The organism is Flavobacterium pedocola (assembly GCF_053764385.1).
The window spans coordinates 531,077-543,732 of the sequence record NZ_JBSNCR010000003.1; the positions used below are offsets into that span (position 1 = coordinate 531,077).

Here is a 12,656-nt window from a genome sequence, read left to right on the forward strand (position 1 = left end):
TTAATAAACATTCTACTTTTTAAATTCATTCAAATACCAGGTAATCGTTTTGCGGATGCCGGTTTCAAAATTTTCATCGGCTTTCCAGCCCAATTCGTTTTCGATTTTTGTTGCATCGATAGCATAGCGCAGATCGTGCCCCGGACGGTCTTTTACAAACGTGATCTGATCCTGATACTGTCCTTCGTTTTTTGGTTGCAACTCGTTTAGGATATTACAAACCGTATCTACGATATACAGGTTATTGCGTTCGTTGCGTCCGCCGATATTGTACGTTTCTCCCGCCGCTCCTTTTTGGAAAGCCAACTCGATCCCTTTACAGTGATCCAGTACATACAACCAATCGCGTACGTTTTTACCGTCACCGTAAATTGGAATGTTTTCTCCGCTAAGGGCTTTTCGGATAATGGTCGGGATCAGTTTCTCATTGTGCTGTTTCGGACCGTAATTGTTGGAACAGTTTGTAGTCACCACATTCATCCCGTAGGTGTGGAAATAACTGCGAACGATCATATCGGAACCTGCTTTGGAAGCCGAATACGGGCTGTTCGGTGCATACGGAGTCGTTTCTTCAAACAAACCGGTTTCGCCTAAAGTTCCGTAAACCTCATCGGTGGAAACATGGTGAAAACGACACGTTGCGTAGCCTTCTTTGTAATGGTTCGGACCGCTCATCCAGTGCTTTCTGGCCGTATCCAACAGGTTAAACGTTCCTAAAACGTTGGTTCGGATAAAAGCCTCAGGACCGGAGATGGAATTGTCCACATGGCTTTCGGCAGCGAAATGGATGACATCATGAAAATCATGTTCTGCAAAAAGCGCTTCAATAAAAGCCCTGTCGCAGATATCCCCTTTTACAAACGTATACCTCGGATGGTCCTGTACTTCTTTTACATTGTCAAGGTTCCCGGCATAAGTAAGCAAATCCAGGTTTACCAAATGATATTCCGGGTTATTTTCAATAAAATAGGGAACAAAATTAGCGCCAATAAAACCGGCTCCGCCTGTTACTAATACTTTTTTCATGATTATGCCAGATTTCTTTTTGCCATTTGACGTCTATAGAAAGAACGAGACATGCCAAAGAAAATGAATAAGCCTACAAAAAATAGTGGCAGGACAAATTTCATCTTACCGTTTACTGCTTTGGTATTCTTAACGTTTAAAGTATAACTACTGTCTTTAATTACTTTATCTGAAACCACTAATTCCAGACGTTTACTTCCCTGCTCGTTGATTAATGCTTCTTTGGTTTTGATTACATCATTCAATTGGGTGTTTTCATTGTAGTATACCAACTTATCACTTTTCTGATTACTACTTACAGCCTTAGAGAATTGATTCATTACTCCATCAATCTGCTTAATGATACTGTCGTTCTCCTTGATTTTTACATTGATATTGTTAACCTGTTCTTTCTGGATTCTTTTATAAAACTCGCTGTCGTTCAAGAAATTCAGAATCGGAGTCATTGTTTTTGCTTCCGTCGTAGTGCCTTTAGTCGTATAGGAAATCGAGTGATAGGTGTAGTTTTTACTGGTAAGATTCTCTTCCACAATCTTCTTCAGGTCACCGTCTTCGGCCATCAACTTCAACATTTCGAAATTCTGTTCTTTTCCCTCTATAAATCGGTATACATCCACGATGGGTTCAATTTCAATTTTCGAGAACTTTTTGGGGCTTTTTATTCCGATGCTTTTTAAGAAAAGGGTATCACCCTCTTTAATTTTAGAATTGATTAGGTCAATTTTAGCATAGAGGTAATCCGTACTTTCAAAATTTGGCGTCACGATAACCTGATGGTCATAAACTTTTGTTGACCTGTCCATATAAATACCTAATCCGACCCCTAAAACGAAAAGACCTCCAACAATGTATTTGTTTCGGATCAGAAATAAAAAACCATCGAACAACCAATCAATGAAAAACTGGATTTTATCGCCTATTTTCTTGGAAAGCTGATTTAAATCAATTTCCTGGTCATTCGGGTTGATTTGAGGACTTGTGCTCATAGAAGTTGTGTGTTATTTTACGTTAAAAATCTGTTCTAAAATTTTAATGGTGATCAAATAAGTAGGTTTTACCCCGGTAGTTCCCAGTCCGCCAGAAGCTAACGTACTTCCGGTTTCCAAAGGGTTATCCGAAGCATAGTATGCATAACGCACTTTTACATTCGGGTTGATGCTCTTACGGATTTTCGAAGCCGACTGGATGGCTTTCTGATAATATGCGCCTTCCATTTCCAGACCAATGGCTCCCCAGGTCGATTCGTGGAAGAATTTCAACAGGTCTTTATTCTGAAGCGAGGTTCCCAATACCGAAACCATCGGGCCGGCAAAAACAGGAATGTCATTGCCTTCGAACATTTCCTTGGTCAATTCGTTTTCAAACGGATAGTTGTCCGCCGTACCCTCATTGATGTGGGCGCTTGGGATCATGATATCGCCTTTCCCGCCTTGGAGGATTCCGGCTTTTCCCATGATGGATACCGATTCCACATTCAGGAATACTTTGCCTTTTCCGGTTTTGTAGGGTTTCAATAACTCGTCTATAGTCTCGAAAGCCTGTTCTCCGAAGGCATAATCCATTACGATTAACACCGGTTTGTCTTTTCCTAGATTCGCTTTAGGAAACGCTGATTTTTTTACATCGATTTTGGCGGTATCAAAAATCTGAACGTCAATATTGGTTCCTGAAGTATCCGGAAGGGAAATCATTCCACTTGTTAAGGCCAGTTCTTCCACTTTCTTGCGTAAGGCATCGTTTCCGGATTTACTTAAATCTTCAAACAACTGAAAATCGTCTCCGGACTTGTATTTTTTTCCATGAACGGGTTCTGCAAAAATCGAGTTCATCACACTGTGCATGTTCGCACTGATGATGTGGATCGGACGGGCCAGCAAATCGTTTTTCTCCAAAACTTCTTTAATGTCGTTCGCCCAGATTTCTCCGTAAATGTGATGCCCCAGTCGTTCTCTTAAAATCGGGCTGAAGGTAATGGTCCGTTTGTTGTTGTCCACCACTTCTTCGATGGCCAGTTTTCCTAACCAGTAAATCACGTGCAGGAAACGGTCCGGTTTTTCCTTGGTCCCAAAGCCGTCATAAATGTCCATCACTTCGGCGAAGGTTCTTCCCAAAATGTTCGAAGCATGTGAAATGGCCTGCTCACGATCTATTAGGGTTAATTTTTTATTCTGTAAAACCACCTGCTCCAGTTTTTCCCAATCGCGGGTCAAACGCCCGTCTTCGTCAATCAGGACGCGGTCCTTGATTTTGTGGGATTCGATAAAGATAAAGGTCAGGTGCGTTAAAATATCGTAGATGTCCGAACGCCCTCTGGTGATTTCCACGTTCATCTGCTCGTCGTCGATACGGTAACAGTTACGTCTTCTTTTTGGCGGTACAATCGGTTTGAAGTGTGATTTCGAATACCCTTCGTCAGAAGTTAAATTGATGTAACGGCACTCTTCAATCCCTACCGGCAAACGCTCGATTACATACAACAATCCGTTAAGTTCCACTTTCTCTTCGGCTATGGAACCGTAAATTTCAGGTCGCAAAGACAATAAGGCTTCGCGTAAGGTTTCTCCTGAGACCCCCATCGGTTTGTAAAACCCGCGGTTGAATAAATGTCTCATGGTAATGTACAGTCGCTCGATAGCTGCCGAGGACTCTTGCGCTCGTGAGCGCGAAATGATCTTTAACTCTTTCATTAAATTTTTCTATTTACTAACCTGCAAATATATACTTTTTATTTTTAGTTGGTCAAGGTAAGGTTTAGAGCCGGTTCAAAGGCTTTTCCAGTGTCATTCGAACGGTTGTCCTTCTGTGTTTTTCTCTCCCATTTTCCGCCTAAAAAAATAAACTGGGATTCCTTGGCCACATAATTGTAAAGTACTAAAGGAAAGTATTTTGTGTCAGTTCGGTTGCGCTCCAGCATCAGTTTTTCGAAGCCGACAAAAATTCCGTTGGCCGGCATTTTCAATCCGAGATCACTGATGTTAAAATTACTTTTCCCCACCCCTTTTTTGATCGGAACGATATAATCCTGCTGTAACAATTCCGTTCCGGGATAGCCATTGGCATCGACGGCGTAGAAATGGAGCTTCAACAAAACATCATCAATACGGCAATCGGTATACAGGGAAACGGTTTTTATAAACTTCGTTTTGCGGTAAGCTTCGGAATAAGGAAAATATTTTATGTCGATAGGCGGCGCGTTGTCAAAAGCCTGACAGATACTGTTTTCGGTTTCGCCGATTACCCGCTGTTTGGTCCCTTTCCATTTGGAGATGATCATTTCCTTTAATTCGAAAGAAGCCGGCTGCAGCAAAATTTCCGTAAAGGCCGAAAGCGTAACGGTTTCCCGCTGATAGCCCAAAGCTGAAACTATGACTTTTTTATCGTCCCCGGAAAGGTTCAGGGAAAAAGTCCCGTTTTCATCCGAAGTAGTTCCGGTAGTTCCTTTAGCCAGCCATACGCTTACATACGGAATGGGTTTACCGGTAAGACTGTCTTTTACAATGCCTTTCAGCTGTGCCGAAGCGGTAAAGGCACTCACCAGGAACAGCAAAAGCCCTATTCTCTTTGTCATGGGTTAAAACGTGTTAAGTGCGTCGGCTATTTTGCGGTCGTTGGAGAGTCGTGGCAGTTTGTTCTGACCGCCCAGTTTCCCTATGGATTTCATATACTCCTGAAAACCGTTTTTCACCACTTTGGAAACCACCACGGTCCGCAGCACATGGCCAGTGATCAGGTCGTCATAATACACGTTTTGTCTGCGCATCGCGGCATCGATCTTTAAAGCGAATTCGTCCGGATTATGGGGTTCGTTTTCAAATTCGATGAACCATTCATGATAAGGCAACCCGTCTGTCGGATTGATTTGCGGTGCCACGGTGAATTCGTTCACACGGACATCGGTACCTTCCATGGCTTGTTGCAAAGCAACTTCCACTTCCTTCCCGATCACGTGTTCCCCGAATGCGGAGATATAATGCTTGATCCTTCCGGACACAATTACACGATGTGGACTAAGGCTGGTAAACTGTACCGTATCGCCTATGTTATACCCCCAAAGGCCTGCATTGGTGGATAAAATCAGTACATAATTCACGCCCAGTTGCACTTCGCCGATGGTATGGCGTTTGGGGTTTTCGGTGAAAAATTCATCGGCTTTAATGAATTCGTAAAACATGCCCGAGTTGAGCAGCAGGAGCATGCCTTTTTCTTTTTGCGAATCCTGATACGCGAAGAAACCTTCCGAGGCGGGAAACAGCTCAATCGAATCAACCTTGCGTCCGATAAGGTTTTCAAACTTGGCGCGGTAGGGTTCGTAATTCACCCCGCCATAAATGAACAGGTTAAAGTTCTTGAAAATTTCCCCAACCGGTTGGTTCCCTTTCTCCTTCAGTTTTTCGAAATACATCTGCACCCAGGACGGAATGCCGGAAATCACCGCCATGTCTTCGTTAAAAGTTTCTTCCACGATAGCCTCCACTTTGGTTTCCCAGTCCTCAATGCAGTTGGTTTCCCAGCTTGGCATACGGTTCTTCTGCAGGTATTTCGGAACATAATGCGCTACGATACCGGACAAGCGTCCTAACTGGATGCCGTTTTTCTCTTCCAGAATAGGGCTGCCCTGAAGGAAAATCATTTTTCCGTCTACAAAATCAGCGTTTCCGGTTTCATGGATATAACTTAGGATGGCGTTCCGGGCCGCTTCAATATGATACGGCATCGACTCTTTGGTAAGCGGGATGTATTTGGCCCCGGAAGTCGTACCGGAGGTTTTGGCGAAATAAATCGGTTTGCCTTTCCAGAGGATGTTTTCCTCGCCTTTCACCACGCGATCCACGTAAGGCCGTAGTTCCTCATAATCGCGTACGGGAACTTTTGCGGCAAAATCAGTAACGGTTTTAATCTTCTCAAAATTATGGTCTTTTCCAAACTGGGTATCTTGAGCCTGACGGATCAGTTCCTGAAACACTTTCTGTTGGGTTTCCACGGGTTTTTGGGCCCATTTTTGAGTTTTGGCATGGATGATCGACGCAAATTGTCTGGCGAAAAAGGCTTTTAAGGACATGGTTATTTTTTCTTCTTTTGGGATTCGACTTCTTGACGCAACTCCAATTCCTTTTCCGAAGGATTTACCTCCAGCTGTTCCGGATCGATTTGCTCGGCCGCGATGATGGAATCGACGTTCAGTTTGGCATATTCCAAATCCCCGTTGAGTACTTTTTTAATGGATTCCACATATTGGTTGTTGCGTTTCATCTCCTGTTCCAACGAGTCGGATTTCAGTGTGAGTTCCACCGCTTTTTGCTTCAAATCAGTAGAAGCATAACCCGGAATATATTCGCGTAAAGGTGTAAAAGCGATGATGTAAGTGGTCACGAAAATAATGAGCAGTGCACCCAAAGTGGCCACTACAAAGACATTCATCAGGGTCAACCTAAGAGAGAACACTTCCGCAAAAGTATCTTCGTTCAGGATAACCAGACGGTTTTTACTGAACAGTTTCTTCTTGAATTTCTGACGTTTCAGTCGTTTCTCGGACATAATACGGGTTTGATTCACAAATATAAACAATATCGGCTTTTTACGGCCGGAACTTTATGTAAACCTTTTCAGCTTTTGGTTAAAGAAAACCTAAATTTGAGCTACTTTCTTTAAAAACAAAGGTATAGTTGTTTGCAAAATGGATTTTATGGCTACCTTTGCCAAACAAGATTGAATCAAATTATCAAAAACATAATAACTAAGGAATCATGGGTAGATTTGGGGCGACCGAAATAATTTTAATTGTAGTGGTGATCGTTTTACTTTTTGGCGGTAAAAAAATTCCGGAATTGATGAAAGGTTTAGGAACTGGTATCAAAGAATTCAAGGATGCGGCTAAAGGGGAAGATAACAAACCTGCTGACAAAAAAGAAGATAACAAAGAATAAGCCACTTTTAGTTGCCTGGTATGGATAAAACTGACGCAAAAATCCTAAACATACTGCAAAAAGACTGTACCCTTTCGGTAAAAGATGTTGCGGCTATGGTCGGGTTATCCTACACCCCAACATACGAAAGAATAAAACACCTTCACGAGTCGGGGGTTATCAGAAAAAGTGCCGTGATACTGGATCCGTCCAAGGTGGGCATCAAACTTTTTGCCTACTGTAATATTACGCTGAAGAAACAATCCCGCGAAAATCTTAAACATTTCGAGGATGAAGTATTAAAAATGCCTGAAATACTGGAAGTTACCAGTCTTTCAGGTGTTTATGATTATGTACTGAAAATTGCCACCAACGACATTGACGCCTACAACGATTTTGTGGTCAACAAACTGGCCAACATTCCCAATATCGGTCAATACCACAGCAACATCGTGATGAGCATGGTCAAAAACGAAACCGCTTATTTTCTGTCGGAAGACTAAATAAATTGTTTCCTTTTCTGTAGAAATTCCTCTCTTATTTTATCATTTTGCAAATTGCCAATACTACCTTCATGGGTATGGTCAAGCGTTGTACTGTTATAAACAAACCTGTTTTCTTCCACCTGTTTAGCCACTGTTTTATAGGCTTCCCTAAACGGCATGCCCGACAGCACTAATTCGTTCACCGCTTCCACGGTAAATAAATTCAGATACTTTTCATCCGCTAAAATATTTTGTTTTACTGCAATATGTTCCAGCATCAGTTGAAGCATGTCCAAACATTCTTTCAGGGAAATGATCGCCGGGAACAGACATTCTTTGGTGAGTTGCATGTCTCGGTGATAGCCCGACGGCAGATTATTGGTCAGTAACGTCAATTCATTCGGCAGGGCCTGGATGCGGTTGCATTTGGCACGTATCAGTTCAAAAATGTCGGGATTTTTCTTGTGCGGCATAATGCTGCTCCCGGTGGTCAGTTCTTTTGGAAAGCTGATAAACCCGAAATTTTGGTTCATGTACAAACAAACGTCCATAGAAAATTTTGTCAGCGTCGCTGCCACACCGGATAAAGCCATTGCGGCAACTTTCTCTACTTTTCCTCGCGTCATCTGTGCATAGACCACGTTATGATTCATCGATTCGAAATGGAGCAACGAAGTCGTTAACGTTCGGTTCAGCGGAAACGAAGAGCCATAACCCGCTCCGGAACCTAACGGGTTTTTATCTGCCATCTTGTACGCCGCCAGCAACAGCTCCAGATCATCGCATAAACTTTCGGCATAAGCCCCAAACCACAAACCAAACGAAGACGGCATGGCCAATTGGAAATGCGTATAGCCCGGCAACAACTCGTCTTTGTGTTGTGCACTCAACGTTAGTAAACTATTGAAAACGATTTCGGTTTTCGCAACAATGGCTTGCAATTCGGTTTTGAGGAACAATTTAATGTCCAGTAACGACTGATCGTTTCGGGAACGTCCGGCATGGATTTTTTTACCGACTTCGCCTTTCATTTGGGTTAGCAGCAGTTCAATCTGGGAATGGACATCTTCCACGCCTCCCTCAATCACAAAAGTTTTCTGATAAACCGTTTCGAGAATTAAATGCAGTCCTTCGTGAGCTTCCTTCAGCTCTTCAGCGGTTAGTAATCCTATTTTGTGCAACATCGCCGTATGGGCCAGCGAGCCTTTGATGTCGGCTTCTGCCAAATATAAATCCCAGATCGTGTCCTGACCAATGGTGAATTGCTCCACCTTTTCTTCGAGAGTGGTCTTTGTTTTAAGGTTTGAATTTTGCCAAAGCTTCATAATCGGTCTTATTAAATTTCTCCAGCATTTCAATATAAATTGCAATGCCGTTGTTAATTTCTTCTACATAAATATATTCGTTGGCCGTATGCGAACGTGCCGAATCCCCAGGCCCCATCTTGAAGGTGGGAAAACCGTTCATAAGTGCCTGATCCGAAGTAGTGGGTGACGCATAAATCGCTCTTCCCAACGCCATTCCACTTTGTACCATCGGATGCTCTTTTGGGGCAAAAGACGGGTTCAAACGTGTCGAACGCGGGACAACTTCACAACTAACATGCTGCCTGATAATTTCCAGAGCCTGCTCATTATTGTATTTATCGGTGGTACGGATGTCTACGGTAAACTGGCAACTTTCCGGAACCACATTGTGCTGCACTCCGGCATTGATGATCGTTACCGACATTTTCACTTTCCCCAACATCTCCGAAACGTCCGGGAACTCGAACGTCCGGAACCATTCGATATCGTTCAGGGCTTTGTAAATGGCATTTTCACCTTCTTCCCGGGCGGCATGTCCTGATTTTCCGTAAGCGATACAGTCGATTACAAACAGTCCTTTTTCAGCAATGGCGATGTCCATTTTAGTCGGTTCGCCAACAATTCCAAAATAGATGGCGCCGAGTTCCGGTAAAACGATTTCGACACCGTTAGTTCCGGAAATTTCTTCTTCGGCAGTGGCGGCATAAATCAGGTTGAAATGCAAATCCTGTCTTTCATAAAAATGCAGAAAACAAGCCGCAAGGGAAACCAAAGGCCCGCCCGCATCGTTACTGCCCAAGCCATATAAAATACCGTCCTCGATATCGGGGCTGAAAGGGTTTCGGGTATATTGAGTGTTGGGCTTCACCGTATCATGATGGGAATTCAGTAAAATGGTCGGTTTTTCGGCATCGAAATACTTGTTTTTTACCCAAACGTTATGCTGCAGTCGCGACGCGGGAATGCCTTTCTGCTCAAAAAAAGCATTCAGGATTTCCGCTGTTTGTGCTTCTTCCTTACTAAACGATTCCGTAGCAATTAACTCTTGCAAAAGCGCCAAGGCTTCTTTTTGTAACTGTTCCATTTCTTAAAGTATTTGGGTTCCGATGAAAGCATCGCCCTGTTCCGTGGCATAATCCGCATGACAGATTTCCACTTTGTTAATTTTTGAGGCACTTGCCCTGAAGGCATTTTCCAATTTCGGAAGCATACCTTTGGAAATGATTTGTTGTTCTTTTAACAATTCGTATTTTTTCTTATCCAAACTAGACAACCAGGAACTGTCGGATTCAGGATCGGTCAAGACCCCTAATTTTTCAAAACAAAACCTAAGGTTTACTTCGCTTGTTTCGGAAAGTGCCAGCGCTACTTCAGTGGCAACGGTATCGGCGTTGGTATTCAGTAAATTACCCTTTCCGTCGTGCGTAATCGGGCTGATCACCGGTATGATTCCGCTATCAATCAGACTTTGCAAAAATGCGCCGTTAACGGTATCCACATCGCCTACCCAACCATAATCGATAGTGGGATGGGTTCTTTTCACCGATTGGATGACATTACCGTCCACACCGCTCAACCCGATGGCATTAGAGGAAGTTGACAACAGTTTAGCCACTATGGTCTTGTTGACTAACCCGGCATACACCATAGTGGCAATCTTCAGGGTTGCTGCATCGGTGATGCGTCTTCCATCGATGATTTGCTGTTCAATATTCAATGCTTGCGCTAGACCTGTTGCCAATTTTCCGCCACCGTGAACCAGGACTTTACTTCCCGGCAGTTTAGAAAATCTGCTCAGGAAATGGTCCAGTTTTTCGGGATCGTCGATAATGTTTCCGCCTATTTTTATTACGTGTACCATCGGTTAAAAATTCGTTTCCAATATTTTTTTTAATACCGTTTGGGCTGCATAAACCCTGTTTTCAGCCTGTTGCAAAATCAATGCACTTTCACTGTCCAACAGCTCATCGGACAGCTCTAGGTTTCTTCTTACGGGCAGGCAATGCATGACTTTAGCCGAATTGGTAACCTTCAGTTTTTCCTTGGTAAGCATCCAATTTTCATCAACCGGTAGCACTTTTCCGTAATCCGTGAAAGACGACCAATTCTTTACATAGACGAAATCCGCATCCTGAAGCGCTTTCTCCTGATCGTATTCAACCGTGGCTCCTTTTGTGAATACCTCACTCAATTCGTACCCTTTGGGATGCGTAATGGTGAGGTCATATCCGCCGGCCAACGTCCATTCGGCAAAAGAATTCGCCACCACTTGCGGAATGGGTTTGATGTGTGGTGCCCAAGTCAGGACTATTTTTGGTTTGGCTTTTGTCTTATGTTCTTCAATGGTTATCAAATCCGCCAGGCTCTGCAAAGGATGTCGGGTTGCGGATTCCAGGCTCACGATCGGTACCTTCGCGTAATTAATAAACTGATTGATGATTGTATCGGCATAATCTTCTTCCCTGTTTTCTAAGTTCGGGAAACAACGGACCGCTAGTATGTCACAATACAGCCCCATCACGGCCGCGGCGTCTTTGATGTGTTCCACCGTTTTACTGTTCATTATGGCGCCTTCTTCAAATTCCAACGCCCAACTGTCGTGGTTCACATTCAGCACCATGACGTCCATTCCCAGGTTTTGAGCGGCTTTCTGTGTACTCATCCTGGTTCGTAGGCTCGAATTGAAGAATAGCAACCCTAGGGTTTTATGTTTTCCTAACCCGCTTTTGTGTTGGCTCTTTTTTAAAGCTATTGCTTCGTTGACCAGCGCCATGGGGTCTTCGATGTCGTTTACAGAGGTGAAATTTTTCATGCTAAAATCATTTTTAAGGCGTTTATCAACACGTCCAGTTCATTTGTGGTTACGGCCAGGGACGGTAAAATCCTCAACACGTTTTTATTGCTAGCAGTTCCGGTAAAAATGCCGAATTCTTCCAACAGCCGTTTACGGATGACGGCACACGGTTCGTGAAATTCAATGGCTAGCATCAATCCTTTTCCTCGTATTTCTTTGATGTTCGGAAGAGATTTCAAATGCCCGGTCAAGTAACTTCCCATTTTTGCCGCGTTTTCGAGTAAGCCTTCTTCTTCGATGACTTCTAAAACCGCCAAACCCGCCGCACAAGCCAAATGATTACCCCCGAAAGTAGTGCCCAACATTTCTTTTCTGGGTGGAATAGTGGGTGCAATCAAAACACCGGCGATCGGAAAACCGTTACCCATTCCTTTTGCTACGGTAATGATATCGGGCTGGATATTAGCATGCTGATGTGCAAAGAATTTACCAGTTCTTCCGTAACCCGATTGCACTTCGTCCAGAATCAGAAGGATGCCCAATTCTTTGCATTTTTCAGACAACTGTTGTAGAAACTCTTCTTCCGGAACCTGAATCCCCGCTACACCCTGAATCCCTTCTACAATCACACAGCAAACCTCATCACTTACTGCTTTATGGAACGCTTCTATATCGTTTAAAGGTAAAAACGTGATGTTGCTGTTCTGGTTCACCGGTGCTACGATTGCAGGATTATCCGTGCTGGCAACAGCCAATGACGTTCTGCCATGAAAAGCGTTTTTAAAAGCAATTATTTTCTTTCTTCCGTTGTGGAAAGACGCCAGTTTGATAGCATTCTCGTTGGCTTCCGCACCCGAATTGCATAAAAACAACTGGTAATCCGTGTAACCCGAGAGTTGGCCTAATTTTTCAGCTAATCGCTTTTGCTGTTCGATCACTATGGAATTGGAATAAAACCCAATTTTCTGCAATTGCTCCGTGATTCTTGAAACATACTTCGGATGTGTGTGTCCAATCGAAATCACGGCATGACCACCATACAAATCCAGATACTGCTTTCCGTTTTGGTCCCATAAATCCGAACCGGAAGCTTTTACGATTTCAATATCTGAAACCGAATACACTTCGAAAAGGTTCATTT

Annotated in this window: 13 protein-coding genes; 2 read left to right on the forward strand and 11 right to left on the reverse strand. The window is 43.4% G+C overall.

Annotation, left to right across the window (positions count from 1 at the left end):
* Positions 1-12: 12 nt before the first annotated feature.
* From rfbB to ACWPKD_RS09465, 6 genes are read right to left on the reverse strand one after another with little or no spacing between them, the layout of a single operon-like run.
* The gene (gene rfbB / locus ACWPKD_RS09440) at positions 13-1,026 is read right to left on the reverse strand and encodes a dTDP-glucose 4,6-dehydratase (protein WP_455412434.1); all 1,014 of its coding nucleotides are present in this window, start codon (positions 1,024-1,026) and stop codon (positions 13-15) included.
* 2 nt (positions 1,027-1,028) lie between these two features.
* The gene (locus tag ACWPKD_RS09445; protein ID WP_455412435.1) at positions 1,029-2,012 is read right to left on the reverse strand and encodes a hypothetical protein; all 984 of its coding nucleotides are present in this window, start codon (positions 2,010-2,012) and stop codon (positions 1,029-1,031) included.
* Between the two features lie 12 nt (positions 2,013-2,024).
* Positions 2,025-3,713: a DUF6909 family protein gene (locus ACWPKD_RS09450; RefSeq protein ID WP_455412436.1), complete on the reverse strand. Its 1,689-nt coding sequence runs from the start codon at positions 3,711-3,713 to the stop codon at positions 2,025-2,027.
* 44 nt (positions 3,714-3,757) lie between these two features.
* Positions 3,758-4,594, reverse strand: coding sequence for a carboxypeptidase-like regulatory domain-containing protein (locus ACWPKD_RS09455; protein ID WP_455412437.1), 837 nt, complete (start codon positions 4,592-4,594; stop codon positions 3,758-3,760).
* Between the two features lie 3 nt (positions 4,595-4,597).
* On the reverse strand, positions 4,598-6,085 hold the full coding sequence (locus ACWPKD_RS09460; RefSeq protein WP_455412438.1) for a GH3 auxin-responsive promoter family protein: 1,488 nt from the start codon (positions 6,083-6,085) through the stop codon (positions 4,598-4,600).
* Between the two features lie 2 nt (positions 6,086-6,087).
* Positions 6,088-6,561, reverse strand: coding sequence for a peptidase (locus ACWPKD_RS09465; RefSeq protein WP_455412439.1), 474 nt, complete (start codon positions 6,559-6,561; stop codon positions 6,088-6,090).
* A gap of 209 nt (positions 6,562-6,770) precedes the next feature.
* Here ACWPKD_RS09465 and tatA point away from each other — a divergent pair, with 209 nt between their 5' ends.
* Both tatA and ACWPKD_RS09475 read left to right on the forward strand, forming a co-directional pair.
* Complete coding sequence (gene tatA, locus ACWPKD_RS09470; protein WP_455412440.1) at positions 6,771-6,950, forward strand: twin-arginine translocase TatA/TatE family subunit; 180 nt, start codon at positions 6,771-6,773, stop codon at positions 6,948-6,950.
* A gap of 20 nt (positions 6,951-6,970) precedes the next feature.
* Complete coding sequence (locus tag ACWPKD_RS09475) at positions 6,971-7,432, forward strand: Lrp/AsnC family transcriptional regulator (protein ID WP_455412441.1); 462 nt, start codon at positions 6,971-6,973, stop codon at positions 7,430-7,432.
* On the opposite strand, the gene argH is transcribed toward ACWPKD_RS09475, so the two are convergent.
* The 5 genes from argH to ACWPKD_RS09500 are packed head-to-tail and all read right to left on the reverse strand — an operon-like array spanning position 7,429 to position 12,654.
* Entirely contained in the window at positions 7,429-8,739 is a 1,311-nt protein-coding gene (gene argH / locus ACWPKD_RS09480) for an argininosuccinate lyase (protein WP_455412442.1), read from the reverse strand. The two genes, ACWPKD_RS09475 and argH, sit on opposite strands and share 4 nt — an antisense overlap.
* Positions 8,711-9,805, reverse strand: a complete 1,095-nt coding sequence (locus ACWPKD_RS09485; RefSeq protein WP_455412443.1) for a M20 family metallo-hydrolase — start codon at positions 9,803-9,805, stop codon at positions 8,711-8,713. Before ACWPKD_RS09485 ends, argH begins: the two co-directional genes overlap by 29 nt.
* 3 nt (positions 9,806-9,808) lie before the next feature.
* Positions 9,809-10,582: an acetylglutamate kinase gene (gene argB, locus ACWPKD_RS09490; RefSeq protein WP_455412444.1), complete on the reverse strand. Its 774-nt coding sequence runs from the start codon at positions 10,580-10,582 to the stop codon at positions 9,809-9,811.
* Between the two features lie 3 nt (positions 10,583-10,585).
* The gene (locus ACWPKD_RS09495) at positions 10,586-11,533 is read right to left on the reverse strand and encodes an acetylornithine carbamoyltransferase (RefSeq protein WP_455412445.1); all 948 of its coding nucleotides are present in this window, start codon (positions 11,531-11,533) and stop codon (positions 10,586-10,588) included.
* A complete protein-coding gene (locus ACWPKD_RS09500) occupies positions 11,530-12,654 on the reverse strand; it encodes an aspartate aminotransferase family protein (RefSeq protein WP_455412523.1) in 1,125 nt (374 codons plus the stop codon). Before ACWPKD_RS09500 ends, ACWPKD_RS09495 begins: the two co-directional genes overlap by 4 nt.
* Positions 12,655-12,656: the final 2 nt, after the last annotated feature.